General features: G+C 62.3%; 21 protein-coding genes and 1 pseudogene. 8 read left to right on the forward strand and 14 right to left on the reverse strand.

Annotated elements, in window-relative coordinates; genetic code table 11:
* Positions 1–23 precede the first annotated feature (23 nt).
* The gene (locus U5G49_RS33085; protein WP_193445904.1) at positions 24–791 is read right to left on the reverse strand and encodes a 3-hydroxyacyl-CoA dehydrogenase; all 768 of its coding nucleotides are present in this window, start codon (positions 789–791) and stop codon (positions 24–26) included.
* A gap of 81 nt (positions 792–872) precedes the next feature.
* On the opposite strand from U5G49_RS33085, the gene U5G49_RS33090 reads away from it, so the two are divergent.
* Complete coding sequence (locus U5G49_RS33090; protein ID WP_193445903.1) at positions 873–1958, forward strand: AraC family transcriptional regulator; 1086 nt, start codon at positions 873–875, stop codon at positions 1956–1958.
* On the opposite strand, the pseudogene U5G49_RS33095 reads toward U5G49_RS33090, so the two are convergent.
* A pseudogene (locus U5G49_RS33095) lies at positions 1932–2351 on the reverse strand (hypothetical protein). The gene U5G49_RS33090 and the pseudogene U5G49_RS33095 overlap by 27 nt on opposite strands.
* A complete protein-coding gene (locus tag U5G49_RS33100) occupies positions 2341–2601 on the reverse strand; it encodes a type II toxin-antitoxin system Phd/YefM family antitoxin (RefSeq protein WP_113542996.1) in 261 nt (86 codons plus the stop codon). The pseudogene U5G49_RS33095 and the gene U5G49_RS33100 overlap by 11 nt, the downstream one beginning before the upstream one ends.
* Before the next feature lie 166 nt (positions 2602–2767).
* On the opposite strand from U5G49_RS33100, the gene U5G49_RS33105 reads away from it, so the two are divergent.
* Genes U5G49_RS33105 through U5G49_RS33125 form a run of 5 tightly spaced genes read left to right on the forward strand, consistent with a single transcriptional unit; the run spans position 2768 to position 8678 of the window.
* Positions 2768–3913: an isovaleryl-CoA dehydrogenase gene (locus U5G49_RS33105; RefSeq protein ID WP_112907876.1), complete on the forward strand. Its 1146-nt coding sequence runs from the start codon at positions 2768–2770 to the stop codon at positions 3911–3913.
* Complete coding sequence (locus U5G49_RS33110; RefSeq protein ID WP_182564143.1) at positions 3910–5520, forward strand: carboxyl transferase domain-containing protein; 1611 nt, start codon at positions 3910–3912, stop codon at positions 5518–5520. The genes U5G49_RS33105 and U5G49_RS33110 overlap by 4 nt, the downstream gene beginning before the upstream one ends.
* Positions 5521–5527: 7 nt before the next feature.
* Positions 5528–7393: an acetyl/propionyl/methylcrotonyl-CoA carboxylase subunit alpha gene (locus U5G49_RS33115; RefSeq protein ID WP_193445902.1), complete on the forward strand. Its 1866-nt coding sequence runs from the start codon at positions 5528–5530 to the stop codon at positions 7391–7393.
* Positions 7393–7845 carry a MaoC family dehydratase gene (locus U5G49_RS33120; RefSeq protein WP_018246756.1) on the forward strand — a complete coding sequence of 151 codons (453 nt, stop codon included), beginning with the start codon at positions 7393–7395 and terminating at the stop codon, positions 7843–7845. Before U5G49_RS33115 ends, U5G49_RS33120 begins: the two co-directional genes overlap by 1 nt.
* Positions 7842–8678: an HpcH/HpaI aldolase/citrate lyase family protein gene (locus U5G49_RS33125; protein WP_193445901.1), complete on the forward strand. Its 837-nt coding sequence runs from the start codon at positions 7842–7844 to the stop codon at positions 8676–8678. Before U5G49_RS33120 ends, U5G49_RS33125 begins: the two co-directional genes overlap by 4 nt.
* A 34-nt stretch (positions 8679–8712) precedes the next feature.
* On the opposite strand, the gene U5G49_RS33130 is transcribed toward U5G49_RS33125, so the two are convergent.
* The 3 genes from U5G49_RS33130 to U5G49_RS33140 form a co-directional block, all read right to left on the reverse strand.
* On the reverse strand, positions 8713–10167 hold the full coding sequence (locus U5G49_RS33130; protein WP_193445900.1) for an efflux transporter outer membrane subunit: 1455 nt from the start codon (positions 10165–10167) through the stop codon (positions 8713–8715).
* 139 nt (positions 10168–10306) lie between these two features.
* The gene (locus U5G49_RS33135) at positions 10307–11605 is read right to left on the reverse strand and encodes a HAMP domain-containing sensor histidine kinase (RefSeq protein ID WP_193445899.1); all 1299 of its coding nucleotides are present in this window, start codon (positions 11603–11605) and stop codon (positions 10307–10309) included.
* Between the two features lie 2 nt (positions 11606–11607).
* A complete protein-coding gene (locus tag U5G49_RS33140) occupies positions 11608–12294 on the reverse strand; it encodes a response regulator (RefSeq protein ID WP_113542907.1) in 687 nt (228 codons plus the stop codon).
* 208 nt (positions 12295–12502) lie between these two features.
* On the opposite strand from U5G49_RS33140, the gene U5G49_RS33145 reads away from it, so the two are divergent.
* Positions 12503–13603, forward strand: a complete 1101-nt coding sequence (locus U5G49_RS33145) for an efflux RND transporter periplasmic adaptor subunit (protein ID WP_193445898.1) — start codon at positions 12503–12505, stop codon at positions 13601–13603.
* Positions 13603–16749: an efflux RND transporter permease subunit gene (locus U5G49_RS33150; RefSeq protein ID WP_193445897.1), complete on the forward strand. Its 3147-nt coding sequence runs from the start codon at positions 13603–13605 to the stop codon at positions 16747–16749. The genes U5G49_RS33145 and U5G49_RS33150 overlap by 1 nt, the downstream gene beginning before the upstream one ends.
* 596 nt (positions 16750–17345) lie before the next feature.
* Here U5G49_RS33150 and U5G49_RS33155 read toward each other — a convergent pair.
* The 8 genes from U5G49_RS33155 to U5G49_RS33190 all read right to left on the reverse strand — a co-directional run bounded on the left by U5G49_RS33155 (position 17346) and on the right by U5G49_RS33190 (position 26630).
* On the reverse strand, positions 17346–18767 hold the full coding sequence (locus tag U5G49_RS33155) for an enolase-like domain-containing protein (RefSeq protein WP_193445896.1): 1422 nt from the start codon (positions 18765–18767) through the stop codon (positions 17346–17348).
* A complete protein-coding gene (locus U5G49_RS33160; protein ID WP_193445895.1) occupies positions 18764–19780 on the reverse strand; it encodes a hydroxyacid dehydrogenase in 1017 nt (338 codons plus the stop codon). The genes U5G49_RS33155 and U5G49_RS33160 overlap by 4 nt, the downstream gene beginning before the upstream one ends.
* Positions 19781–19784: 4 nt before the next feature.
* Positions 19785–20603 (reverse strand): sugar phosphate isomerase/epimerase family protein, encoded by an 819-nt coding sequence (locus U5G49_RS33165; RefSeq protein ID WP_193445894.1) that lies wholly within the window; start codon positions 20601–20603, stop codon positions 19785–19787.
* Positions 20604–20632: 29 nt separating this feature from the next.
* Positions 20633–22498 carry a GH39 family glycosyl hydrolase gene (locus U5G49_RS33170; protein WP_193445893.1) on the reverse strand — a complete coding sequence of 622 codons (1866 nt, stop codon included), beginning with the start codon at positions 22496–22498 and terminating at the stop codon, positions 20633–20635.
* Between the two features lie 68 nt (positions 22499–22566).
* Positions 22567–23400, reverse strand: a complete 834-nt coding sequence (locus U5G49_RS33175; protein WP_113542914.1) for a 5-deoxy-glucuronate isomerase — start codon at positions 23398–23400, stop codon at positions 22567–22569.
* Positions 23400–24458 (reverse strand): ABC transporter ATP-binding protein, encoded by a 1059-nt coding sequence (locus U5G49_RS33180; protein WP_284200617.1) that lies wholly within the window; start codon positions 24456–24458, stop codon positions 23400–23402. The genes U5G49_RS33175 and U5G49_RS33180 overlap by 1 nt, the downstream gene beginning before the upstream one ends.
* Positions 24458–25522: an ABC transporter ATP-binding protein gene (locus U5G49_RS33185; protein WP_193445891.1), complete on the reverse strand. Its 1065-nt coding sequence runs from the start codon at positions 25520–25522 to the stop codon at positions 24458–24460. The genes U5G49_RS33180 and U5G49_RS33185 overlap by 1 nt, the downstream gene beginning before the upstream one ends.
* Entirely contained in the window at positions 25497–26630 is a 1134-nt protein-coding gene (locus U5G49_RS33190) for an ABC transporter permease (RefSeq protein ID WP_193445890.1), read from the reverse strand. Before U5G49_RS33190 ends, U5G49_RS33185 begins: the two co-directional genes overlap by 26 nt.
* Positions 26631–26632 lie beyond the last annotated feature (2 nt).

Genomic DNA, 26632 nt, shown 5'->3' on the forward strand with positions numbered 1-26632 from the left:
CTTTCCTCCTTGGGGCGAAGCGTTCACCGCGCGCCCATCCGCAATGCGCCGTCGAGTCGGATGACCTCGCCGTTCAGCATGTTGTTTTCCAAGATATGGCGTACCAGCCCGGCAAATTCCGCCGGCCGACCGAGCCGCGGTGGAAAGGGCACGCTCTTGCCGAGTGCTGCCTGAACCTCGGCCGGCATATCGGCCATCATAGGTGTCTCGAAAATTCCGGGTGCGATCGACACCACGCGAATACCGTGACGAGCAAGCTCGCGGGCGATCGGCAAGGTCATCGCCGCCACCCCGCCCTTGGAGGCGGCGTAAGCTGCCTGGCCGATCTGGCCGTCGAAGGCGGCAACCGAGGCCGTATTGACGATGACGCCACGTTCGCCTTCCGCATCCGGCTCGGTAGTCTGGATCGCCGCCGCTGCCAGCCGGACCATATTGAATGTGCCGATGAGATTGATGCTCACAGTGCGGGCAAAACTCTCTAGCCGGTGCGGCCCGTCGCGGCCGATCACCTTTTCGGCCGGTGCGACGCCTGCGCAATTCACCAATCCGCGCAAGTCGCCGAAGGCTTCGACGGCAGCGGCAACCGCCACCGCCCCCTCCTCGCCATCGGTCACGTCGGCCTTGACAAAACGGGCATCGCTTCCGAATTCCCTGACGATTCCCTGACCGGCTTCCGCGTTGAGATCGGCGATTGTCACCCGTGCGCCCGCCTCCACGAGCATGCGCACTGTTGCCGCGCCGAGGCCGGAGCCGCCGCCGGTCACGATGAAACTTGCACCTTGGATCAGCATGAATGTTCCTCCCCGCCGGCCGCGCCCTCCTCCAAGCGCAACCGACGGGTACGATTCTATTCGCTCCACCTATTGCAAGCGATGACAGAAATGCTCCATTATTTCGGCCAGTTTTGCCATAGTGAGGATAGGATGGCCGAGATCGAGCGACGCATGATCGCGCCGGGATTCGTGGAGGAAGCGCTCGACAGCCTGCGGCGGTTGGGCAAGCCGACGGCGCCAATTCTTGCCCGCGTTGGCCTGCAGTCCCCAGTCAATCAGCCGGTTTCGGCAGAGACCTATGGCGCGCTCTGGCTAGCGATCGCTGCCGAGCTCGACGATGAATTCTTCGGCATGGGCGCGCGGCCGATGCGCGGCGGCAGCTTCACGTTGCTTTGCCACTCTGTGCTGCATGCGCCGACGCTCGGTCACGCCCTGCGCCGGGCGCTGCGCTTCCTCGATGTCGTGCTCGACGATCCCAGGGGACGGCTCGTCATCCGCGACGGTCTGGCCGAGGTCGAGCTCACGGATGCCGGCGGCCCGCGTTCGGCCTTCGCCTATCGTACCTATTGGATCATCCTGCACGGCATCATCTGCTGGCTGGTCGGCCGGCGCATCCCGATCCGCCTCGTCGATTTCCGCTGCGCGGAGCCCAGACAAGGCGCCGACTATCGGCTCTTCTTCGGCGCGCCAGTGCGTTTCTCGCAAACCATCAGCCGGCTCGGCTTCGACAGCGCCTTGCTCGACCTGCCGGTGGCGCGTAGCGAACAGGCGCTCAAACAGTTCCTGCGCGGCGCGCCCGCCAATATTCTGGTGCGCTATCGCTATGATGCCGGTATCGCCGCCGCCGTCCGCCGCCGCCTGAACCTGGCCACGCCGAGTGCCTGGTCACGCTTTACCGATCTTGCCGCCGACATGCGCATGCCGCCCTCCACGCTCCGCCACCGCCTGCACGACGAGGGACAAAGCTATGCCGCCATCAAGGACGATATTCGCCGTGACCTCGCCGTCGATCTGCTACTGAATACGTCGAAGACCATCGGCGAGATTGCCGTGCAGCTCGGCTATTCCGAGCCGAGCGCCTTCTTCCGGGCCTTCCGGAAATGGATGGGCAAGAGCCCCGAAGGGTTTCGGCGGGACGGAGCAGAAATCGAGGGCATGTCAGTCGAAACGGTTGACCCGCCCTGACTGGCCTCGCGCTTTCATGAACATGGCGGCAATCTTCATCATGAAGGACTTGCTGAAGCGGCCAACAACCTCCTGATGAGGCTCGATGTACTAGGAGCGCTGGACGATATCGTAATTGTATTCGTCGACGACGATCCAACTCTGTTTGAGATCACCGAGACCGGCGCGCCGGCGTTCGATATCGGGAATTTCCAGGGCAACCCTTCCCGCCTCCGGTGGCTGTGTGGTGATTGCCAGAAGGACGAGATGGGTGTTTCCATCGCTCGCACTGCGGATCGCGATCACGACACAGACCGGGCGCTGTTTACGCCCCTCGGTCTCACCACGCTGCTGCTGCCATGCCCAGAGATACGGATAGGTTATCACCTCGCCAGGACGAAACTCATGGTTCATCGTCGTAGCTTTCCCCGCGCGCTAGCCGCTCAATCGCCTCGTCGAACAAATCGGCATGCTCGCCCGGCATCTCCGAAATGTGATGGGCACGACGCGGGTCCCCGCCGCTGCGCATTCGCTGATAGTGCTCATAGCTCATCAGCACGAAACGTGGCTTGTTGTGGCGTGTAAGAATAACCGGCTCGCGGCTCGCGACATCGGTGACATCACCAATCTGTTTATTGAGATCACCTGTCGTGAACTGTCGCATGATTATCGTCTCCAGTTTCATTTCCATATATTCCATATATTCCATATTTTCAAGAAAAGCCGCTCACGGGGCTCAACAAGAATTCGCAAGGCTCTTCGGCCCCATCATTCAAGGGCACTTTGACCCCGCCGCAACCCGCGCTACATATTTGAGCGGGAGGAGTGCCATGTTTGATTTTTCGCTCGGCGAAACCGCGGACGCGATCCGTGAAACGACGGCGCGGTTTGCCGCCGATCATATTGCTCCGCTGGCTGCGGAGATCGACGAAAGCAACACATTTCCACGCCAGCTTTGGCCTGAGATGGGCGCGCTCGGCCTGCATGGAATTACCGTCGAAGAAGAATTCGGCGGCGCCGGTCTTGGTTATCTCGATCATGTCGTCGCCATGGAAGAGGTTTCACGCGCCTCGGCCTCCGTGGGGCTCAGTTACGGCGCCCATTCCAATCTCTGCGTTAACCAGATCCGCCGCTGGGCCTCGCCGGAACAAAAGCGCCGCCACCTGCCGAAGCTGATCTCCGGCGAACATGTTGGTTCGCTCGCCATGTCGGAGGTCGGCGCCGGTTCCGATGTCGTCTCCATGCGCTTGCGCGCCGAGAAAAAAGGCGATCGGTATATTTTGAACGGCACCAAGTTCTGGATCACCAACGCGCCGCATGCCGATGTGCTTGTTGTCTATGCCAAGACCGATCCCGCAGCCGGCCCGAAAGGCATTTCCGCCTTCATCATCGAAAAGGACCTGCCCGGTTTCAGCGTCTCCAAGAAGCTCTCCAAGCTCGGCATGCGCGGCAGCGACACGGCCGAACTCGTCTTCGAAGATTGCGCGGTGCCGGCCGAGGCGCTGATGGGTCGGGAGGGAGAAGGTGTGAAGATCCTGATGTCCGGCCTCGATTACGAGCGCGCCGTGCTTGCCGCCGGACCGCTCGGCATCATGCAGGCCTGTCTCGACGTCGTGCTGCCCTATGTGAGCGATCGCAAACAGTTCGGCAAAGCGATCGGTGATTTCCAGCTGATGCAGGGCAAGATCGCCGACATGTATGTCGCGCTGAATTCGGCGCGCGCCTATGTCTATTCTGTCGCCCGCGCCTGCGATGCAGGCCGCGCGACGCGCACGGATGCAGCTGCTGCGATCCTCTTTGCCAGCGAAAATGCCGTGAAGGTCTCGCTGGAAGCGATCCAGGCGCTCGGTGGCGCCGGCTATACCAAGGAATGGCCGGTCGAACGCTTTTTGCGAGACGCCAAGCTCTACGATATCGGCGCCGGCACCAATGAGATCCGCCGTTACCTCATCGGCCGGGAGCTCATTGCGTCATGACGGTGATTTCGACTGCGATCGACCGCGACAGCGACAGCTTCAAGGCCAATGCCAGCAAGAACAAGGCGCTTATCGACGAACTCTACGACCATTCGGCGAAAGCGCGCGAGGGTGGATCGCAGACAGCACGCGAGCGCCACACCGGCAAGGGCAAGCTGCTGCCGCGCGACCGCATCCAGCTCTTGCTCGATGCCGGCAGCCCGTTCCTGGAGATCGGCACGCTGGCGGCCAACGGCATGTATGATGACGAGGCGCCCGGCGCCGGCATCATTACCGGCATCGGCCGCGTTTCCGGCCGCGAGGTGATGATCGTCGCCAATGATGCGACGGTGAAGGGCGGCGCCTATTACCCCCTGACGGTGAAGAAACATCTGCGGGCGCAGGAGATCGCCATGCAGAACCGGCTGCCCTGCCTCTATCTGGTCGATAGCGGCGGCGCCAATCTTCCGCATCAGGCCGAAGTCTTTCCCGACCGCGACCATTTTGGCGCGATCTTCTTCAACCAGGCCCAGATGTCGGCCGAAGGCATTCCGCAGATCGCCTGCGTGATGGGAAGCTGCACTGCCGGCGGCGCCTATGTGCCCGCCATGTCCGACGAAACGGTCATCGTGCGCAATCAGGGCACGATCTTCCTGGCCGGCCCGCCGCTGGTGAAGGCCGCGACCGGCGAGATCATCTCGGCCGAAGAGCTCGGCGGCGCCGAGACCCATGGCCGCCGCTCGGGCGTCGTCGATCATGTCGCTGAGAATGATGAACATGCATTGCTGCTCGTTCGCGATATTGCAGCCACTCTCAACAGTGTGAAAGCTATCGATATCGACCTCAAGCAGCCAAAACCGCCGAAACTCGATGCCGAGGATCTCTGTGGTCTCATCCCGGATGATGTGCGCTCGCCCTATGATGTGCGCGAGGTCATCGGCCGGATCGTCGATGGTTCGGAACTGCATGAGTTCAAGCCGCTCTACGGCACCACGCTGGTCTGCGGCTTCGCCCGTATCTGGGGCATGCCCGTCGCCGTCATCGCCAATAACGGCGTTCTCTTCTCCGAGAGTGCGCTGAAGGGCGCCCACTTCATCGAGCTCGCCTGCCAGCGCCGCATACCTTTGCTGTTTCTGCAGAACATCTCCGGTTTCATGGTCGGCGGCCGCTATGAGGCCGGCGGCATCGCCAAGGATGGGGCCAAGCTGGTGACGGCGGTCGCGACATCAACTGTTCCGAAAGTGACCGTCATCATCGGCGGCAGCTTCGGCGCCGGCAATTACGGCATGTGCGGCCGCGCCTATCGCCCCCGTTTCCTCTTCACCTGGCCGAACAGCCGCATCAGTGTGATGGGCGGCGAACAGGCGGCCTCTGTGCTTGCCACCATACGCCGAGACTCCATGGAGGCGCGCGGTGAGAATTGGCCTATTGAAGAGGAGGAAGCCTTCAAAGCGCCGATCCGCGCCGGCTACGAGGCCGAGGGCAACCCCTATTATGCCACCGCCCGCCTCTGGGACGACGGCATCATCGATCCGCGCCAGACGCGGGATGTGCTGGGCCTTGCCTTTTCCGCCTGCCTGAACGCGCCGATCCCGAAAGGGCCGCGCTTCGGCCTGTTCAGGATGTGAGGCGCCGATGATGGAAAGTCTACTCATTGCCAACAGGGGTGAAATCGCCCGCCGCATCATCCGCACCGCCAAGACGCTCGCCATCCGCACCATCGCCGTCTATTCAGAGGCCGATGCCGGCCTGCCCTTCGTAAGGGAGGCAGACGAGTCGATCGCCATCGGCCCCTCGCCGGCCCGGGAAAGCTATCTCTCGCAGGAACGCATCCTGGAGGCGGCCCGGCAAACCGGCGCTGCGGCGATCCATCCCGGCTATGGTTTCCTTTCGGAAAATGCCGGGTTTGCCGAAGCGGTGGAAAAGGCCGGGATCATCTGGGTCGGCGCGCCGCCTGCCGCCATCCGTGCGATGGGACTCAAGGATGCCGCGAAAGAATTGATGCAGGCGGCCGGGGTGCCTGTGACCCCTGGTTATCTCGGGCCTGACCAGAGCGAAGAGAGGCTGGCGGCCGAGGCTGATACCATCGGTTATCCCGTGCTTATCAAGGCTGTCGCCGGCGGTGGCGGCAAGGGCATGCGCCGCGTCGAGCGCGCGCAAGATTTCGCTGAACTTCTCGCCTCCTGCCGCCGGGAGGCGGCCGCCTCCTTCGGCGACGACCGCGTTCTGATTGAACGTTACATCGCCAATCCGCGCCATATCGAGGTGCAGATCTTCGCCGACATGTTCGGCAATTGCGTTCATCTTTTCGAACGCGATTGTTCGCTGCAGCGCCGTCACCAGAAGGTCATCGAGGAGGCCCCTGCCCCCGGGCTCGATGCCGCCGCCCGCGCAGCGATCTGCGATTCTGCGGTGAAGGCCGCAAGAGCGGTCAACTATGTCGGCGCCGGCACCATCGAATTCATCGCCGATGCCTCCGAGGGCCTGCATCCGGATCGCATCTGGTTCATGGAGATGAACACTCGCCTGCAGGTGGAACACCCGGTTACCGAGGCAATTACTGGCGAGGATCTGGTGCTGTGGCAGTTGAAGGTGGCTAGCGGCGAGCCTTTGCCGAAAATGCAGGACGAGATCGCCATGAATGGCTGGGCGTTCGAAGCCCGGCTCTATGCCGAAAATCCCGCCGCCGGCTATCTGCCCTCGACCGGCCGGCTTGAACATCTCAGCCTGCCGGCGACAGTCCGTGTCGATAGCGGCGTCGAACAGGGCGATGAGATCACCGCCTTCTACGATCCGATGATCGCCAAGGTCATTGCGCATGGGTCGAACCGCGAGGCGGCACTTTCGAAGCTTGCAGCCGCCTGCGCGCAGATCGAGGTCTGGCCGGTCAAATCCAATGCCGGCCTGCTTGCCCGCATCGCCGTCGATCCGGATTTTTGCGCAGCTCGGATCGATACCGGCTTTCTCGACCGCCATGGCGACAGCCTTGTGGCAACGGAGCCGGGCGAAATCGCGATCGACACCACGGCCACCGTACTTTCAAGAAATACGGATAGTGATCCCTGGACCGCGCTCACTGGGTTCCGCATCGCCGGCGCGGATGACAAAAGGGTGCGTATCCGTATCGGCGATCATCTCCATTGGGGGCAATCGCGTCGGGAGCTTGAGGCAAAGACCGTCACGATCGGTGAAACGACGGTGCTTTTCGACGCCGGCAATGCCTGGCCGATCCGCCTGCCCGTTGCCAGCGAAGTCGAGGCAAGTCAGGGCGCCGGCGATGGCGCGATCCTTTCACCCATGCCCGGCCTCGTCATTTCGGTGGATGTCGCCGAAGGCGATCGTGTCGCCAAGGGGGACCGCCTGCTGACGGTTGAAGCGATGAAAATGGAACATTCGCTGCGCGCACCCTTCGATGGAATCGTCGAAAAGCTGCAGGTTTCCTCGGGTATCAGGGTCTCGGAAAACCAACTCGTCGTCAGCGTTGTGAAGGAGAAGGATTGATGGCCGGCCGTTATTTCGACGAGTGGACGGTCGGCGACCGCATCGCCCACGACATCCGTCGCACGGTCACCGAGACCGACAATCTGCTGTTCACGACGCTCTCCCATAATCCGCAGCCGCTGCATCTCGATGCCGATTATGCAGCCGGCACCGAATTCGGCCGGATCGTCGTCAACGGCACCTTCACCTTTGCGCTCACCGTCGGCCTTTCGGTCGGCGACACCACGCTCGGCACGCTCGTCGCCAATCTCGGCTATGACAAGGTGACGATGCCAAAGCCGGTTTTCATTGGCGATACGCTGCGGGTGGAAACCGAAGTGATGGAGCTGCGTCGCTCGAACTCCCGCCCCGATGCCGGCATCGTCACCTTCCGGCATATCACTCTGAACCAGCGCGGCGAGACTGTCTGCCAATGCCTGCGCACGGCAATGCTCAAGGTGAAGCCGTCATGAGGCTGCGCTCGCTGCTCTTTGCGCCCGGTGACCGGCCGGAGCGTTTTGAAAAGGCGCTCGCCTCAGGCGCCGACGCCGTCATTCTCGACCTGGAAGATTCGGTTGCGCCCTTGAACAAGCCGAAAGCGCGCGAGAGCGTGCACGAGTTCGTCCTGCATCATGCCGGCGAGACCAATCTCCTGATCCGGATCAATCCCCTCGCCTCGCCAGAATTCGAAGACGACCTTGCCGCTTTGAGCGGCCTTCATCCCTTCGCGATCGTGCTGCCGAAGGCCGAGGGTGCCGCTTCGGTGCTGAAGCTCGCAGGCTCTCTTGCATCTGCAATTCCCATCTTGCCGATCGCAACCGAAACGCCATCGGCGATCTTCGAGATCGGCACCTACCGGGATGTCTCGACCAGCCTCTGCGGCCTGACATGGGGCGCGGAGGATTTGCCCGCCGCGATGGGGGCTACGACCGCGCGAAGGACGGATGGCCGCTATACGCCACCTTTCGAGTTTGCCCGCTCGCTCACACTTTTCGGCGCTCATGCCGCCGCCGTCCCGGCAATCGACACCGTCTATCCCGATTTCCGCGATCTCAACGGTCTCAGGGCCTATGTCGGCCGCGCCCGGCGCGACGGCTTTTCAGGCATGATGGCCATCCATCCAAGCCAGGTCGAAGTGATCAATCACGCCTTCACGCCGGATGCATCCGAAATCGCCTGGGCGGAGAAAGTCGCCGCCGCCTTCGCCACCAGGCCGGACGCAGGCGTCATTCAGCTCGACGGACGAATGCTGGACCTGCCGCATCTCAAGCTCGCGATCCGCATCCTGGAGATATCAGGCCGATAGCCAGCGAGGCGCTCGCTTGACCGTCTTCGGCCAATTAGTCTGACTTCGCCGTTCGCTCGGGATCGTTCTGCCCCTGTTGCGTCAGGTAGCCGGCGCCAATGGCGACGTAGAGGTCCACATAGTCCTTGGCAACCTGCTGTACGGTGGCTGCAAGGCTTGCCTGGGCATCGGAGACCGAACGTTGCGCGTCCAGCACATCGAGCAGAGATGAAGCTCCATCCTTGTAGCTCGTTGTCGAAAGTGCGAGCGATTCCTGGGCCGTTTCCACCTGCCTGCGCAGCGGTCCCAGTGTCTGCCTGTCGCGGCGGACTGCAGACAGGGCGTTTTCCACCTCTTCGACCCCGTTCAGCACCGCCTCTTTCCAGGCGAGATACTGGGTCTTGGCATCGGATTTTTCGATATCGACATTCGCACGCAATTTGCCGCCATCGAAGATCGGCAGGTTGAGCGTCGGTCCGAAGGACCAGCTGGTCAGGGTTCCGCCGCTGGCACCGGATGATTTGACCCAGCTCGGCGAGATCGAACCGGAGAGCGAGATCGACGGGTAGAGCTGGGCTTCGGCAGCGCCGATATCGGCAACGGCTGCCGCCAGATCGCGTTCAGCCTTGCGGATATCGGGACGGTTGCGGATGAGATCGGCCGGAATGCCGGCGCGAATGTCGCCGCGGAAAACCGGCTGGCCGGCGCTATTCTGCAGCTCGTTCATCAGCGAGGCCGCCGGCATCCCGAGCAGAGTGGCAATGTGATGGGCCGATTCGGTGAAGCTCTGTTCGAGGCCGGGAATGTCGGACTTTGTCGACTGTACCAGGCCCTCGGCCTGAACGACGTCGAGGCGAGAGGCCGCACCTGCCTTGAGCTGCAGCTGCGTCAGTTCGTAAGTCTGTTGGCGGGATTTCAAGCTCGCCTGTGAAAGCGCGATGCGCTCCTGGTAATAACGGGCGTCGATATAGCTCTCGACCAGGTCTTTCAGGAAGGTGAGCTTTGTATTGTCGGCCGTTGCATAGGCGGCCTCCAGCGAGGCGATGGCGCTCTCCTTCGAGCGATGGTACTGGCCGAAGAAGTCGAGCAGCCAGGAAAGGCTGGCCTCGCCGCCTGTGGTATTTTCGGTGCCGACCGTCGTGCGGAGCCGCCCCTTCTCACCGGATACCGTGTGCGATGCGTCAACACTGAGGCTCGGCAGGCCGCCGGCGCCGGCAACCGTGACATTGGCGGAAGCCGAGTTGATGCTCTCGAGCGCCTGCAGCACATCGAGGTTCTCGCTGAGGCCATGGGCTACAAGGCCGTCGAGCCGCTTGTCGCGATAGGCCGTCCACCACTGTGCCGTCACGACATCGCCGTTGCTCTTGGTCCCGCCCTCTTCGAATTTAGCAGGAAGCGGCATCTGTGGGGGAGCGTGATCCGGGCCGCTGACGCAGCCCGCCACCAAAAGCGTGAGTGCCGATGTGGCGTAGCGGAGAGATGATATTCTTGTGCAGAGCGACGGACTCACTGGCGAGCTTTCTGAACCGGGATCGTAGGTTCAGGCTTAGCGGCGCCAACGTTAATGGCGGTAAAGACACTGTAAAGTTAGGTAAAGTCTGGGTTGCGGGGCCTCATCCACCACCGCCTCAACCTTCGTCGATTGGTCCTCAGGCGCGTTCTTCCGCCAAGCCATAGGGTATCGGCTTCCTGGGAAGCTCCAGGGTGACCGCCAGGCCTCCGGCATCCGGCAATGACGCATGCACACGCCCGCCGTGGCGTTCGATCGCCTGCCTGGTGATTGCCAGACCCAGGCCGTATCCGCCTCTTGGCACAGCCTCTTTACCACGTGAGAACGGCTGGAAGATCCGTTCGAGTTCGTCTCGCCGGACACCCGGCCCCTGATCCGTGACGCAGATTTTGAGGCGGTCGGTCGTCGCCTCGCACGTCACTGATATGTGCGAATGCTCGGCCGTGTATTTGACGGCGTTGCGGACGACGTTTTCGAGTGCCCTGTAGATCAGCTCACCTTCGACCTCGGCGCGGAAGGTGCCCTCGACACTGGTTGTGATCGAGACCTGCCGTGCCTGGGCTTCGAATGCCGAGTCGCCGAGGATTTCATTGAGGAGTTCGATGACATCCAGGGTCTGGGTCTTCAGCGGCAGGCCGGAGCCCGCGGTCAGTCTGGCAAGCGTCAGAACTTCGCCGACCAGCGCGTCGAGCCGTTCGACCTCCCGGTCCATGCGGTCCAGCATGGCGCCGAGTTTGGCCGGGCTTTGCCGAAGGACGCCGACGGCGGCCTGCAGACGGGACAGGGGCGAACGCAATTCATGAGAGACGTCATGAAATAGTCTCTGCTGCGCATCCTGAAGCTCCTGAAGCCGCGCGGCAGTAGAATCGAAGTCGTGCGCCAGTGCGGTAACTTCATCCTTTCGGCCCGCCATCTGGTTGCCGATACGGAAGTCGAAGCGGCCATGGGCGAGCGCGCTCAGGCCGTCGCGCAGATGTACGACGGGTCGAATGAGATAGCGGGCGAGTGCGGCGGCAGCGACCGTACTCGAAACGAAAATCGAAAGCCAAGGCACCAGCAGCGCCAGGTTGTCCGCAATGTTGAGAAGGAAGTTCGCTTCTGGCGCCACGGAGATCCGGTAGCAAATTCCGTCCTTCAGAATGGACTTCGTCTCTGCCCTGCCCTCGTCTCCGCACGCAGGCGACTCCATGGTTTTCGAAAGCGTCAGGCCTAGTGGCACCGTATATTCACTTGTGCGGATGAAGCGCGCTGCGGCGTCCTCCCCATCCCTTGTGAGCACGTTCGCCGTCAGTTTCAGAATGATCGCTCGCTCCTGGTATTCCCGATCGCGGCCAGGCGGCGGGATCTGAAAGAGGTTGACGATCACGATGATGACCGTGAGCGTCGTTGCAAGCGTCAACCAGATCGTCGCGAAGAACTTCCAGAAAAGCCTAGGCATGGTCAGTCCACGAGAAGTTGATAGCCCTGGCCGCGAACGGACTGGATCCAGGATTGCCCGTCCTCTCTCAGTCCGAGCTTCTGGCGAACGCTGCTGATATGGACGTCGATACGGCGATCGAACGGGGTCAACGGCTTGCCGAAGGCCCGCTTCGAAATCTCCTGTTTCGACACGAGCTGGCCGGCACTGCGGGCAAGCACCTCGAGCAGGCTGAACTCGGTACCGGTCAGGTCAACGCTTTCTCCGCGCCATTCGGCGATCCTGCTGCCCGGATGGATCACGAGCTGCCCCGCCCTGATGGTGTCGGTCGACGCGCCGGCCGCCGGCTGGCCGGCTCGACGAAGAATGGCGCGCAGCCTCGCCGCCAATTCGCCCGGTGAGCATGGCTTCGGCACATAGTCGTCGGCGCCGAGATTGAGACCCGATATCCTGTCCACGTCATCGCCCCTTGCGGTCAGCATCAGCACGGGAACCTGGCTGAGCTTCCTGATCCTCTGCAGAACCTCGATCCCGTTCATCCGAGGCATCATGATGTCGAGCACAATAATATCGACCGTATTGCCGGCGGCAGCGGCAATCGCGGCGCGACCGTCCGTATCGGTGACGACCTCATATCCTTCTTCGACCAGATATTCCTGCAGAAGCGTCGTCAGCTCGGCATCGTCGTCGATGAGGAGAACCTTGTTCATTCACTTCGTCCGTCATTGATCCTTGGCAGCCATACCGCACAATCACAGTCGCATGAGCGAGTTTTACCTAACTTAACACTAACTTGACCGCACTTAACGTTCACCCCGTTACTTATCCTTCCATGACATCACCGCGAGCCAGGATCGGGTTGCCTCAACATGAGCCGCAATCCTTCATCGAGTTGGCACGGATCGGGAAAAGGCACCCATGCCTTTGACCACAAGGAGTGCATCGTTGAGAAAACCGCCCAGAATATTCGCTGCTGCTCTTGTTGCGGCAGCGCTCCTGCTTCCCCTGCGCAATGCCATGGCGGACCAATCCGCCGCACCCGCCCTTACCGTCTCGCTGGTGACGCCGGCTGAGCGGGACTGGCCGGAAACCGTTCCCGCAAGCGGCTGGCTGAAGCCTTGGCAGGAAGCCATCATCGCTTCCGAGACGAGCGGTCTGCGCGTAACCGAAATTCTGGCCGACGTCGGCTCCGTGGTTAAGAAGGGGCAGACCCTCGTGCGGCTGTCGCAAGACAGCGTGCAGGCCGACCTTCGCAAGCAGGAGGCCGCCGTCGTGACCGCTCAGGCAAAGCTGACAAAGGCGAAGGCCAATGCCGATCGGGCTCGCCAGCTACGCTCTTCGGGCGCCCTTTCGGATGAGAAGATTGTCGAATATTTCGCCGACGAACAGACGGCGACGGCAAGTCTTGCGTCTGAAGAGGCGGCGCTCGACAGCCAGAAGATCAAGCTCGACCAGACAACCGTCACGGCCGTCGACGACGGCCTGATAACGTCGCGATCTGCCGAACTCGGCGCGGTCGTCTCGTCGGGCACCGAACTGTTTCGCCTGGTCCGCCAACAGCGGGTCGAATGGCAGGCCGAGGTTTCGGCTCGTTACCTCTCACACATCTCCGAAGGATTGAGCGTCGACATCGACGGGCCGGACGGACGTCCCATTCAGGGAAAGGTGAGACTCGTCGGACCTTCGATCGACACTAATACAAGCCGGGCGATCGTCTATGTCGCGCTCCCCCAGGACGTTCAGCCGCGCACCGGTCTTTATGTCACCGGCACCATTGAACTGAGGACCACACCGGCGCTGACGGTTCCGGAGACCGCGATCGTTTTCCGTGACGGCATAAACTACGTCTTTGCCGCCGGCGAGGACAAGCGGGTAAGGCGGGTCCGGGTCGAGACCGGCCGTCGCACCGACGGCGAAGTCGAGATCGTCTCCGGCATAGATAAGTCGGCGAGAGTGGTGACGTCGGGCGGAGCGTTTCTGTCGAACAACGATCTCGTGAAGATTGCGGGAGAAGGTTGATGAACTTTTCCGCATTTTCGATCCGCAATCCCGTACCGGCAATCCTGCTCTTCGCGATGCTTGCCGTCGGCGGTTTGCTGGCCTTCAAGCATCTGCCGGTCCAGAACTTCCCCGATATGGACCTCCCGACCATCAAAATTACCGCGACGCTCGACGGTGCCGCGCCGGCGCAGCTCGAGACGGAGGTCGCCCGCACGATCGAGGACAATCTTGCCTCGCTGAGCTATCTCGACCACGTCACCACGACGATTACCGACGGCACGGTGTCGATCAGTGTTTCCTTCAAACTGGAGAAGGACAGCGAAACGGCCTTGAACGAGGTTCGCAACGCCGTCGACAGCGCACAAGCCGATCTGCCGGCGCAGATGGAGACGCCAAGCGTCACCAAAGTCACTGTGCAGAGTTCGGCACTGGTCACCTATGCCATCCGGTCTACGGCCCTCAATGAAACCGAGCTCTCCTGGTTCATCGACAACGATCTGACCAAGGCGCTCCTGTCGGTACCGGGCGTCGGACAGGTCAACCGAATCGGCGGTGTCGACCGCGAGGTTCACGTCGACCTCGATCCGACAACGATGGCTGCATTCGGCGTCACCGCGACCACTGTGTCGGCGCAATTGAAGTCGGTTCAGGCCGATACCTCAGGTGGCCTTGGGGAGATTGGCGGCACCCGTCAGACATTGCGCACGCTCGGCGCCGTGGCATCGGTCGACGCTCTGAAGGAGCTTAGAATTCCCCTGGCCAACGGGCAGCAGGTTCGCCTCGATGACGTCGCATCCGTCACGGACAGCTTCGCGGAGCGTTCTTCGATGGCCTATCTCGACGGTAAACCGGTGGTCGCGGTCGAGATCAAGCGCTCGAACGGGTTTTCGGACAGCGGTGTCGCGGACGATGTCGACAAGGCGATGAAGGAGTTCGCAGCCAAACATTCCAACGTGCAGATCGAGGAGGCCTACAGCACGATCGGGCCGATCATCGACAACTACGATGGTTCGATGCACATGCTATACGAAGGGGCGATCCTGGCGATCATCGTCGTCTGGCTCTTCCTTCGGGACTGGCGTGCGACCATCCTGTCGGCCGTGGCGCTGCCGTTGTCGGTCATACCGACCTTCCTTGTAATGCACCTGGCCGGCTTCAGCCTGAATATCGTCACCTTGCTGGCGCTGTCGCTCGTGGTCGGCATCCTCGTCGATGATGCCATTGTCGAGGTCGAGAACATCGCCCGCCACCTGCAGATGGGCAAGCGGCCGATCGACGCCGCTCTGGAGGCGGCCAACGAGATCGGGCTCGCCGTCATCGCAACCACCTTCACGCTGGTCGCCGTCTTCCTGCCGACCGCCTTCATGAGCGGCATACCGGGACTTATATTCCGCCAGTTCGGTATCACCGCCGCGGTGGCGGTCCTCGTCTCGCTCGTCGTCGCACGGCTGCTCACGCCGATGATGGCCGCCTATTTCATGAAGGCCCATCCGAGGGAGGAAAAGGATGGCCGCGTCATGCGCGCCTATCTGGCAATCGTGAAAGCTGCCATGAACCGCAGGAAGACCACGGTGGCAGTGACTGCCGTCGTCGTCGCGCTTTCGCTTGCCACCATCCCACTCCTGAAATCCGGCTTCCTGCCCGCTTCCGACGACGCGCGAGCCCAGATCACGCTCACCATGCAGCCGGGTGCTACTATCGAGCAGACGGACGCCACCGCCACGAAGGCCGCCGATATCGTCGGCAAGCTCCAGGACGTGACACATGTCTTTTCCTCGGTCGGTTCCGCATCCTCGGGCGGTGGCCCCGACTCCAGCACCACGAGCAGCGTCGGATCCGCGACGATCGTCGCTGTGCTGTCGCCCATCGGCGAGCGCGATCGCAAACAGTCGGAAATCGAAAACGACATCCGGCAGGCTCTCTCGGTGCTTCCCGGCGTGCGGGTCGCGGTCGGCGGCGATGGCAACGGCACGAAGCTGGAGATCACCCTTGCCAGTGACGATGCCAACGCGCTTGACAGTGCAAGCACGGCGCTCGAGGAACAGCTCCGCACGCTGCAGGGCATCGGCGCGGTGACATCAACAGCGGCCAGGCAAGCACCCGAGATCCAGATCACGCCCGACTTTGCGCGCGCAGCAGCGCTTGGGGTGACCTCGAGCGCCATCGCCGAGGCGGTGCGCGTGGCGACGAATGGGGAATATTCCGCCGATTTGCCGAAGCTCAACCTGCCACAACGCCAGGTTCCCATCATCGTCCGCTTCAGCCCCGAGACACGCACCAAGCTCGACGATATCAAGAACATGCGGGTAGCCGGAACGAACGGCAATGTCGATCTCGGATCGATTGCCGATATCCGGATCGGCGGCAGCCCGTCGGAGATCGACCGTATCGACCGGATGCGCAATGTCACTCTTTCCGTCGAGCTCAACGGCCGCATCCTGGGCGACGTCAACCGCGAGGCGCAAGCCCTGCCGGCGCTCCGGCGTCTGCCGCCGGGGGTCACCCTTGTCGAACAGGGCGAACTTCAGCGCAGTTCGGAGCTGTTCCAGAGCTTTGGCCTTGCAATGGCGATCGGCGTGTTCTGCATCTACGCAGTCCTCGTCCTGCTCTTCCACGACTTCCTGCAGCCACTCACCCTTCTGATGGCTCTGCCGCTCTCGCTCGGCGGTGCGCTGGTGCCGCTGGTGGTGACCGGAACCAGCTTCTCGATGTCCGCTGTCATCGGGTTGCTCATGCTCATGGGCGTGGTGACGAAGAACTCCATCCTTCTCATCCAATACGCCATCATGTCGCGTCGCCAGGGCATGTCGCGGTTCGATGCCCTTGTGGATGCCTGCCACAAGCGCGCGCGACCGATCATCATGACCACCATCGCCATGGCATTCGGCATGCTTCCGGTCGCTCTCAGCCTGACAGGCGGCGATTCCAGCTTCCGGCAGCCGATGGCGATCGTGGTGATCGGCGGGGTCATGATGTCGACGCTGCTCAGCCTCATCGTCATCCCCGTCATCTTCACCTTCGTCGACGACCTCAACGAGGCGCTCACGCGCCTTGTGCGCCGGGCCGGGCCTGATACCGCCGACTCGGAACCGCAGGCATCTAACGATCGTGCGGCGATCACCTTCAAGCCCGGGCTTTCGAAGCGAGGGCAAGGTCAGAGATGACTGCTTTTGGCAAGCTATTCGCTAGATGGTCCAGCGCCCGACGCGGGCGACGCCCGGCGACCTTCATGGCAACCTCTTCGGTCGAATTCCCTCCCCCGGAACGAGACCGCGGGACGTGTTCCCCCGCAGGCGGCCTCGCGCCGCCTGCGCGTCCTGCATCTTCCCTGCCAACAGCGTACCTCGCTGTGTCACAGAAAGAACCTTTACCAAACTTTACACTTCCTTAACCGCGCTTAACACCCGCACAGCTATTAGAGTTCGACCTCAGCTCAATCCGGAGTGTCGTGTGTCCAAGGCACATCGAAATATTCTGCGTTGCCGCCTCGCGGAGCGGAAAATCATACTTGCCGAGATTTGGCGGTGGTTGCTGAAGCTTAATTCAACGAATTATATCTCAATTTCTACTTTCTTAAGTCCCTGGACCCGATCAGGCCGCGCAGAAAACGTTCGAATAGAGCGTGATGCTCTACTGGAAGACATTTCAATTGGAGGAACGGGGTGATTGATGCTCTTGGGTGATCAGCACGCGTTTGCTGGACAGATCAAACTGTTCAACAGGGCAGCAGGCCCTATCTCATGCTGAATATTGCCGGGCGTCATGACAATGGCGTCATGGCTTCGAAATCCGGCAAAGCGCCGCTCGCGTAGCCCACCGTTCCGAGCGAAGCGATGGCGATCCGGCCGTCGCGGATCGACAGCAGCGGTCCGTCGGCTCCCTGCTCGTAGAGATCGGGATGGGCCGCGGCAAAGCGCGCCTTCTCCGCCTGCGACGCTCCCTGCATGCCGGCCACATAGTGATGACCGTTGCGTTCGACATGGGAGAGGCCGAGCAGCGAGACAAGCGCCAGATCCTGCTGCACGGCAAGTCCCGCCTGGCAGGTCAGATCCTCGCCCGAGAGGAACAGTCCCGGCACCGTTCCGGTCCTGATGCGGATCGCCTTGAGTAACGAACGGTAAATGCCCTTGCAGGTTTTCGAGGAGACGCCGGTATAGCCGAGCCGTCTGGCGGAGGCGAAGGCGCCATCGCCGTCGTCGCTCTCATCGATCAGGAAGGGCAATTGCGCCGCCAGATCTCCCAGCGGCGTATCCATGGTGATTGCGCGCGAGAACGGCTGTTCGACAAAGGCAATGGCCGCACGCAACCTCGCCAGCTGCGGCATCGCCTCGATTTGCGCCAGCAAGGCGGCGAGTTGTTCGGCGGCGCCAAACTGTTCGTTGCCGTCGACCGTCACCCGATAGTCGGGCATGCGGTCCAGCACGGCAGCGATCCGCATCAGACGGTCGAAATCGGCATCGATCGCGCCCGAAAGTTTGATCTTGAACCAGCGGTTGCCATAGCGCGTTATCACCGCCTCGAGGCTTTCCGGCAGGCCGTCATCGACGGGATGGACGACATCGCCTTCGGTGATCGGGTCGAGAAGCCCGATCGTATGCCGGGCCGAGATCGAGCCAGCAGGACGAAGATCGGAAAGCACCGCCAATGCTGCATCCGCATCGATATCGTCGGGCAGCATTGGGCCGCCGATGCCGACGAGATTGCCCCGCACCGCCTCGAAGAAGGAAATGCCGGCAAGGCGGCAATAGGCATCGAGCGCGGCGCGGGCGATGAGCGAAGGGCCGAAACAGGCGGCCAACGGATTTCCAGGCAAACGCCGCACGGTTTCCATCTCGTTCAAGCGGGCGGCGGCAAACAATGTCGTCGGGCCCGACGGTTCGAGCGAAGCGGCCGCAGCAGTGCGGATCGAGGTGAGCAACTGATCGACATTCTGCGCCGGCATGAGCGCCGGGTTCTTGTCGAACCATTTCGGCATCATCATCTCGGCGGCGGCGCCAAGGGCAGTTCGCCCCTCTTCATCCTCGATACGGACCCTGAGAAAGGCTTGCGGCGCCTTTTCGAGAGTTGACGCGCCAAAGCGGAACGGCAGGCGCAGCTTGATATCGCGCTCGAAGGCGTCGATCTCGATGATTCTGATAAGCGGCGCCGTCACGGAACCCCCAACGCTTCTGTCCATGGTCATGCCATGCGGTCGAGCATGGCACGGGACACTTCGTGATGGAGCGGTTCCCGGCGAAGCAGCCGGCCGATCTCATCCACCATGGCCTGTCCTTGGGCGAGATGCGCCTCTTCGGTGTGGCCAGCAACATGCGGCGAAATGGTGACATTGGCCAGTGCGAGATCGCGGAAGGGACTATCCGGAGGCAACGGCTCGTCGTCAAAGACATCGAGAGCCGCCTCGATGCGGCCGGAGCGGATCTCGGCGAGTAGAGCCGCCTCGTCGACCAGCTGCGAGCGCGCCGTATTGATGAACAGCGCGCCGGGGCGCAGCAGCGCCAGTTCGCGGGCGCCGATCATGCGGTGCGTTTCGGGCAGGACAGGCGCATGCAGCGAGATCACGTCGCTCTGAGCCAGCATATCGTTCAACCCAGCGCTGAAAACGCCGAGCGCAGCAGCCTCGCTATCGTGGAGAAAGGGATCGACAACCAGCACGCGGCATCCGAATGGAACGAGCAGCCGCATGACCGCCCGGCCGACATATCCAGCGCCGACGATGCCGACCGTTCTGGCGCCCAGCAATCTCTGCGGCACGGCGGCGCGGACGTCGAGCCATTCACCGCCGTTGCGCAATTGATGATGTAGCCGATGAATGCCGCGCATGGCGAGCAGCGCTTCGGCGACGACGAACTCGGCAACCGAGGCGGCAATTTTCGAGGCGGCATGGGTGACGCGAATGCCATCGTCGAACAGACGCGCCGGGACCAATGTGCGGACGCTGCCTGCCGAATGAGCAACGAGAGCGAGTTGCGGATGGCGCTGGCGCGCGGCGGGATCGAAGGGCGGCGTGCCCCATCCGGTGAGACATGCGGTGGCGCCTTGCAGCAGGTGGTCGACATCGGTGGCTTCGATGGTGGCCCCGGTCGGCCAACGCACCTCGCCAAGGGCGTTCAACCGTGCAATCGCTGCGTCGTCCAGCATCATCCGGCGGGTTTTTTCGGTCAGCAGTACGGCGATAACGGGAGCCTCTTCGTTCATGGTTCTACTCTTTCGCTGCGGCGACCAGGCGCCTGAGATGGGCAAGATCGGCGCGGACCTTGTCGAGCGCCTGCCCTCGAGAGACGCGATATTGGGAATGCATCGAGAGCACCCCGGCAAATCCGGTGGTCACCAGATGCGGGACGATTTCGTTCCAGGGCACCATGCCTTCGTCGAGCCCGTACCAGTCCGAATGCCATGCGCGTTGGCCATGAGCTCCGTAAGTGCCGGGGAACCAACCGCTATTCTTGACGCCCATGCAGCAGAACCACGGTTCGAGAATATCGAGGGTCAGACGCCAGTCCTCGCTTCCCTCGCGAATGATCTGATTGGCTGGATCCGGATAGGCGCCAATCCTGATGGGATCACGCCCGGCCAGCAATCGCACCGCCAGCGCGCCCGAGCTGTGCAGGGTGCCGCCGTGAAGCTGGATCGCCAGCTTGATGCCGAAGCGTTCGGCCAGGCGCTCGAAGCCGTCGAGATCGCGCCGCGCCTCATCAAGCTGGGCCTGCCAGCGCCGCGACGGGTCATAGCGCCAAAAGCCAAGCCGGACCTGCCCGATGCCAGCCTCGCCGCAACAACCGAGAAGCCGGGATGCGGCATCGTCGGGCCGGGTGGAGTCGATGGTCGCCATCGGCGTGCGCAGGCCGGCCGCGGCAAAGAGCGTGACGGCCTTGACGATTTCCTCCGGCCTGTCAGGAGAAACGGCGTGGCCATCGCGAATGAGAAGATCAGCGCAGTCGAATCCCAAACCGGCAGTGATCCCGGCCGCCTCCTCGAGCGGCAGCCGTTCCAGGGTCTTGGTGAAATAGGCGATATCCATCGATCAGATCCCAGGCAGAAAGGCATTGTTCATGAGCGGGAGACACAAAGCTCGCTCCGGCGGCCAAATGCATCGCGGGCGCACACCGCATAACGCACGCCCTCGGGCGGCGACATGTGCAGGAATGCCGTCGAGATCAGCGGCGCGGGACTGACTTTTTCAAAAGTCCCGCCGTTAGTGCTGACCAAGACATCGTAGAAGATGGCAGGCCGGATATCGCCGGAAGCCCAGAAGAGCATGCGCTCTTCCCGGCCGCCAAGACCAAGATAACGTTCGACGACAAGGCCGGTCGGTGCCGCCGGTGGCACGCCGACATCGGGAACGACAAGCACCTGCGTCAGCGATGGCAATGGCACATCGAGGTCGACACCGATCCGGCCTTCGTCGCACGCGACGACGCTGATCGGATGCAGCAAGGCGGGCTCCTGCGCCCGGCGCAGTTCGGCAAATTGCGCCTCGCTCGGTGCCGGCGGTGCGCCGACCGGCTCGAAGGGGCCGCGCGGATTGCTTTCGTCGCGTTGGGCCTCCCAGACCTCCATCGGATTGGTGAATTCCTCGTCGATGCGCAGCAGGCAAAGTGCGTGCCGGCCGGGAACCAAGCCACTCACCTCGAGACGCACGGCGGTTCGGCCCGAACGGTTGATGGCATCGACGCTATGGATGAGGCTGATGGAAACACCGCCGCCCGGCAGCCGTGTCGGCAGGATCGCCAGGCCATCCTGGTCGGGAGCAAGCGGCGGTTCGGCCGTCACCTCGCAAAAGGTATCGCCCAGCGTTGCCAGCAGTTCCATCGATGTGAGGCCGGGCTTTTTGATGATGTCGAAAGGCGGCGCCCTGTCGACATCCGTCACCAGCATATCCAGATTGGTCTTGTGCTCCCACTGCGCCTTGGTGAAATTGCGCGAACCGAAATAGGCAAAGATCGTGCGCTGGCTCCAGCCGCCGATAAAGGCGTGGTCATTGCTGAGGAAGGTGAAATTCGCTGCTTTCGGGGCGATAATGCGCCGGTCGTGCTGTTCGATGATGCGGGCGATGATGCCGGCGTAATAGGCTTTGCCATGCCAGCTATGGTGATCGCTCCATCCAAGCTGCGGATCGCATTCGTCGTTGACGATGGGCAGGCCTGCCAGGCGCGGGTGGTGCTCTTTGAGATAGTCGACGACGAGAAGCGTGCGGTCGACGATGGCGTTGGCTTTCGGGGTGAGGTCTTCCTTGCTGCCGTTGACACCCTTTTCATGGATCGAGATGTAGTCGATCCGCGGCGGGCCATCGCCGGTGAGACAGCTCGTGCCACTGTCGCAATGAGCCATGAGGGCGCGAAAGATCGGCGAGAGCGTCCGAGCGGTGCCAGGCCCGCCCATCGGCAGGCTCGGATCGATGGCATCGAGCCCCGCGACGCAGGCGTCATAGTAGTTGGTGTAGCCCTTGATCCCGTAGGTCCACCAGCCGGAATCGGCCTCGTTCGTCGTTTCGAAATACCATGTGCGCAATTCGTCCATGCCGTAACGCGCGCCATAACGGTCGACTGTTGCCGTCACGAGATCCCGCCAGCGCCTGACCTGATCCATGTCCTCATAGTCAGTGAACAAGCCAGATGGGTTGCCCATCAGCTCGAAGAACGGCTTCAGGCGGTGTTCGATCATCACGTCCAGCGCGCGATCGAGCAGGGACCAGTCATAACCAGCCCCGCCCTTTGCACTCAGCAGATTGTAGAGATAATGCACACGCAGGAACTTGATGCCCTCATTCGGCAGGCCGCCGATATAGGCAAGCATCTGGCGCATCTCAGGTTCGAGCAGCAGCTCTGCGGGCGAAAAGCCGGTGCCGCGCCAGAACCGGTTGAACGGGCGTACCGCTCCGCTGGCATCAACGTTTATTCGCGTGCGTTCACGCATGGGTCATCTCTCCTTGGGCGGAAGTTGGCGGTGCGCCGCAATGCCGGCACACGAGGCCACAAGCCGGATTATTTGAACTTGTCGCGCATCGCATCGATGCCGGGGATGGTTTTGGTCAGATGCTGATGGGCGGGATCGAAGCGCTGGATCAGCCCCCGCCGATGCTTGCCGACGAGAATGGTGAAGATATAGCCTCGGTGCCCCGGCGAGGTGACCGTCGGGTGGTAACCCCGGTCGACCAGGACTGTGTCGCCGTTGCGGGTCATGAGGATCTTGACCGGACCGTCTTCATCATAGGTGATCTGGCTGCCGAAACCGGTCTCGGGCTGGAAGCGGTAGTGATAGAGTTCTTCATGCCGGGTCTCGACGTCACCGTCTTCGGTATCGTGCTTGTGGGGGGGATAGCCGGACCAGCAGCCCTCGCCGGCATAGAGTTCACTCACCAGCAGGTTACCGCAGCGTCCGTTCTGTCGTTGTCCGAGCAGGTGGACGATTCGCCGCTGGCTGTGCGTGTCCGACGAGCCGACATTGACGGCGTCGACCTCATCCGGCGTGATGCGAAACGCGGCGTAACGCGTGTCGCAGAGGCCGCCGGCAATGGCGACTTCCGCCGCCGCGCCACGAGCCGATATCCGGACCTTGGCGCCGACAGGCGCGTAAACCGAGTCCGCATCGCCTCCCCAGATATCGGCTCGCCGGCCCACCGCTTCGAACATGATGTCATCGACCTCGATATCCACCTGCCCCGACAGCACGACGTAGAGGCTTTCGTGCATGGGCAGCCGCCGCGTGTCCTGGCCGTTGGCCGGAAGCGTGACGAGGTCGAAGTAGATGAGATCGAGCGTCGTGGAGGAGGTATCCACAATGGGACGCTGCTCGGAGCGTGGAATGAATTCGGGCATTAATTGAACTCCGGAACGGTACGGTCGGCGAAGGGATTGAGCGACAAGGATTCGGCGTAGTGACAGGCCACTGCGTGCCCATCGGCTGTGACGGTACGCAACGCCGGTACCTCCTGCTTGCAAAGCTCGGTGGCGTAGCGGCAGCGCGGATGAAATGCGCAGGCGGGAGGCGGATGGGCAGGATCGGCGACCTCGCCCGCCAGTCGAATGCGCTGGCCATGGCGGCGCATCCTCGGATCGGCGATCGGCACGGCCGAGAGCAGCGCTTCGGTGTAGGGGTGGAGGGGGCGCGAAAAGATCTGCTCCGTCGGCGCCTTTTCGACCACCCGACCGACATACATGACGGCAATGTTATCCGAGATGTGCCGTACGACCGAGAGGTCGTGGGCGACGAAGAGATAGGTCAGACCGAACTGCTCCTGCAGGTCCTGCAGGAGGTTGATGGTTTGTGCCTGCACACTGACATCGAGCGCCGAAACGGCCTCATCGGCGATCACCAGCCGCGGATTGGAGGCCAGCGCCCGGGCGATGCCGATGCGCTGGCGCTCGCCGCCAGAAAACGCGTGCGGATAGCGGTGCATGTATTCGGGCCTCAGGCCGACGCTCTGCATGAGGTCGGCGACGCGGTGCTCGAGCTCCCGGCCCTTGGCGATGCCGTTGACACCAAGCACCTCACCGATGATGTCGATGACAGGAAGGCGCGGATTGAGCGAAGATTGCGGGTCCTGAAACACGATGCGCAGGTCGCGATGGATTTCGTCGAGGGCAGAACCCGACAACGCCGCGAGATCGACCGTGCCGCCACTGCGGTTGCGATAGCGGATTTCGCCGCTCGTCGGCTGATAGATGCGCAGCACCGTGCGGGCAAGCGTGGACTTGCCGCAGCCGGACTCCCCGACAATACCGAGTGTTTCGCCATCCTGGACGCGAAGCGAAACGCCATCGACCGCCTTGACGTGTCCGACCACACGCCGGAATGCGCCCTTGCGAATCGGGAAATGCATCCTGAGATCGTTCAGTTCGAGCAGCGGGCTTGGTTGCTTCATGAGATCGGCCATTATTGTCTTCCTTCGTAAAGCAGACAGCTGGCGACATGCCCGTCACCGATGGCGATGGGCTGTGGATCCCTTTGGTCGCACAGGCCCGCCCTCGCCTCTTTGCATCGGGGATGAAAGCTGCAGCCCTGGGGCCGGTTGAAACGCGAGGGCACCATGCCATCGATGATCGCGAGCCGTTCGGTGGGTTGCCCATGCATGCGTGGCACCGATTGCAGCAGCGCCTTGGTGTAGGGATGCGCCGGTGCGTGGAAGATCGTGTCAACATTGCCTGCTTCCACGACCCGGCCGACATACATGACGACGACCTCGTCGGCGATCTCGGCCACCACGCCGAGATCATGGGTCACGAACAGCACCGAGAGCCCGAATTCGGCCTGCAGCGAGGCCAGGAGATCGAGGATATTGGCCTGGGTGGTCACATCGAGTGCCGTGGTCGGCTCGTCGGCGATCAGCAGTCTGGGGCGGCAGGCGAGCGCCAAGGCGATGCAGACGCGCTGGCGCATGCCGCCGGAAAACTGGAAGGCATAACTTTCCATGCGCTCGGCCGGCCGCGGAATGCCGACCAGAGCCAATGTCTCGATGGCATGTTCGCGCGCCTCCTTCTTTCCCATCTTCAGATGCAGGCGGATCACTTCCACCATCTGGTTTCCGATCGTATGAACGGGGGAAAGTGCGGCCATCGGCTCCTGGCTGATCAGGCCGATCTGGGCACCGCGGATCGCCCGCATGTCGTGACCGCGCGGATCGAGTGCCGCCAGGTCGACCGAGGATGCTGCGGGATCCGGTCGGTAGCGGATTGCGCCCGAGACGATCCGTCCTCCCCTGGGAACCTGGTTGAGGATCGAGCGGCCGGTGATGCTCTTGCCCGAACCGGATTCGCCGACGACGCAGACCGTCTTGCCGCGTGGGATGGAAAAGGAGACGCCGTCGACCGCCTTGATCGTGCCCGCACCACCGAAGAAATGGGTCCTGAGATCAACGACCTCGATCAGCGGGTCACGATCCCCGTGCCGGCCGCCGGCTGCGGCAAAATTGGGATCAGTATTCATAGGGATCTGCAGCATCGCGTAATCCATCACCGAGGAAATTGAGGGCGAGCACGGTGACGATCACCGCGAGACCGGGAAGAAACAGCCAGGGTGCGCTCGAGACGGCGAGAATGTTCTGTGCCTCCTGAAGCAGCACGCCCCAGCTCACCACCGGCGGGCGCAGGCCGATGCCGAGGAAGGAGAGCGCGGTTTCTGCGAGGATCATCGTCGGGATGGCGAGCGTCACCGAGGCGATGATGTGGCTCATGAAGGACGGAACCATGTGCCGCCAGATGATGCGCATCTGCGAGCAGCCATCGAGACGGGCGGCGATGACGAAGTCTTCCGTCTTGAGCGACAGGAAGCGCCCGCGCACCACCCGCGCCAGGTCGGTCCAGCCGATCAGCGACAGGATGATGGTGATCCAGAGATAGACCAGGATCGGATCGGCGCTGATCGGAACGGCAGCCGCAAGGCCCATCCACAGGGGAATGGTCGGGATAGAGTTGATGAGTTCGATGGAGCGCTGGATCACGTCGTCCACCCAGCCGCCGTAGAGCCCCGAGATGCCGCCCAGGATGATGCCGAGGATGAGGCTGATTGCGACGCCGATCAGTCCGACGGACATAGACACGCGCGTGCCGTGGACCGTCCGGCTGAAGACGTCGCGACCCAGCCGGTCGGCACCGAACAGGTAGAATGGTTTGCCCATCTCGATCGGGCCGATCAGGTGCCGGTCGAAATCGAACAGCCCCCAGAGCCGGTAGGGTTCTCCCTTGACGAAGAAGCCGAGGGGGATGACGACGGCCGGATCGGGCACGTAATTGCGGCTGAGCGCGATCGGGTCAACCTTGATCGAATAACCGTTGACGTAGAGCGGATGAAACTGCCCGGCCGCGTCGTAGCCGGCGAACTTGATCTGCTGCGGCGGCGCATAGGTGTAGCGGGAATCGTAGGTCTGCGATGAAACCGGGGCGAGAACCTCGGCAAACAGGGCGACCAGGTAGATTAAAAAGATGACGACGCCTGCCGCCAGCGCCAGGCGATGGCGACGGAAGCGCCGCCAGATAAGCTTCCACTGGCCGGCGACCGCGTCGGAATTCTGGATCAGTTCAGGCTGTAGCGCGATGGCTTGATCGGTCATTG

This window comes from Rhizobium indigoferae (assembly GCF_034554815.1).
Taxonomy (GTDB): Bacteria; Pseudomonadota; Alphaproteobacteria; order Rhizobiales; family Rhizobiaceae; genus Rhizobium; species Rhizobium leguminosarum.

Bases quoted from the DNA above. Each gene is read 5' to 3' on its own strand.
- U5G49_RS33085 (WP_193445904.1), bottom strand. From the start codon at position 791: ATGCTGATCCAAGGTGCAAGTTTCATCGTGACCGGCGGCGGCTCCGGC.
- U5G49_RS33090 (WP_193445903.1), top strand. From the start codon at position 873: ATGACAGAAATGCTCCATTATTTCGGCCAGTTTTGCCATAGTGAGGAT.
- U5G49_RS33100 (WP_113542996.1), bottom strand. From the start codon at position 2,601: ATGCGACAGTTCACGACAGGTGATCTCAATAAACAGATTGGTGATGTC.
- U5G49_RS33105 (WP_112907876.1), top strand. From the start codon at position 2,768: ATGTTTGATTTTTCGCTCGGCGAAACCGCGGACGCGATCCGTGAAACG.
- U5G49_RS33110 (WP_182564143.1), top strand. From the start codon at position 3,910: ATGACGGTGATTTCGACTGCGATCGACCGCGACAGCGACAGCTTCAAG.
- U5G49_RS33115 (WP_193445902.1), top strand. From the start codon at position 5,528: ATGATGGAAAGTCTACTCATTGCCAACAGGGGTGAAATCGCCCGCCGC.
- U5G49_RS33120 (WP_018246756.1), top strand. From the start codon at position 7,393: ATGGCCGGCCGTTATTTCGACGAGTGGACGGTCGGCGACCGCATCGCC.
- U5G49_RS33125 (WP_193445901.1), top strand. From the start codon at position 7,842: ATGAGGCTGCGCTCGCTGCTCTTTGCGCCCGGTGACCGGCCGGAGCGT.
- U5G49_RS33135 (WP_193445899.1), bottom strand. From the start codon at position 11,605: ATGCCTAGGCTTTTCTGGAAGTTCTTCGCGACGATCTGGTTGACGCTT.
- U5G49_RS33140 (WP_113542907.1), bottom strand. From the start codon at position 12,294: ATGAACAAGGTTCTCCTCATCGACGACGATGCCGAGCTGACGACGCTT.
- U5G49_RS33145 (WP_193445898.1), top strand. From the start codon at position 12,503: ATGCCTTTGACCACAAGGAGTGCATCGTTGAGAAAACCGCCCAGAATA.
- U5G49_RS33150 (WP_193445897.1), top strand. From the start codon at position 13,603: ATGAACTTTTCCGCATTTTCGATCCGCAATCCCGTACCGGCAATCCTG.
- U5G49_RS33155 (WP_193445896.1), bottom strand. From the start codon at position 18,767: ATGACCATGGACAGAAGCGTTGGGGGTTCCGTGACGGCGCCGCTTATC.
- U5G49_RS33160 (WP_193445895.1), bottom strand. From the start codon at position 19,780: ATGAACGAAGAGGCTCCCGTTATCGCCGTACTGCTGACCGAAAAAACC.
- U5G49_RS33165 (WP_193445894.1), bottom strand. From the start codon at position 20,603: ATGGATATCGCCTATTTCACCAAGACCCTGGAACGGCTGCCGCTCGAG.
- U5G49_RS33170 (WP_193445893.1), bottom strand. From the start codon at position 22,498: ATGCGTGAACGCACGCGAATAAACGTTGATGCCAGCGGAGCGGTACGC.
- U5G49_RS33175 (WP_113542914.1), bottom strand. From the start codon at position 23,400: ATGCCCGAATTCATTCCACGCTCCGAGCAGCGTCCCATTGTGGATACC.
- U5G49_RS33180 (WP_284200617.1), bottom strand. From the start codon at position 24,458: ATGGCCGATCTCATGAAGCAACCAAGCCCGCTGCTCGAACTGAACGAT.
- U5G49_RS33185 (WP_193445891.1), bottom strand. From the start codon at position 25,522: ATGCTGCAGATCCCTATGAATACTGATCCCAATTTTGCCGCAGCCGGC.
- U5G49_RS33190 (WP_193445890.1), bottom strand. From the start codon at position 26,630: ATGACCGATCAAGCCATCGCGCTACAGCCTGAACTGATCCAGAATTCC.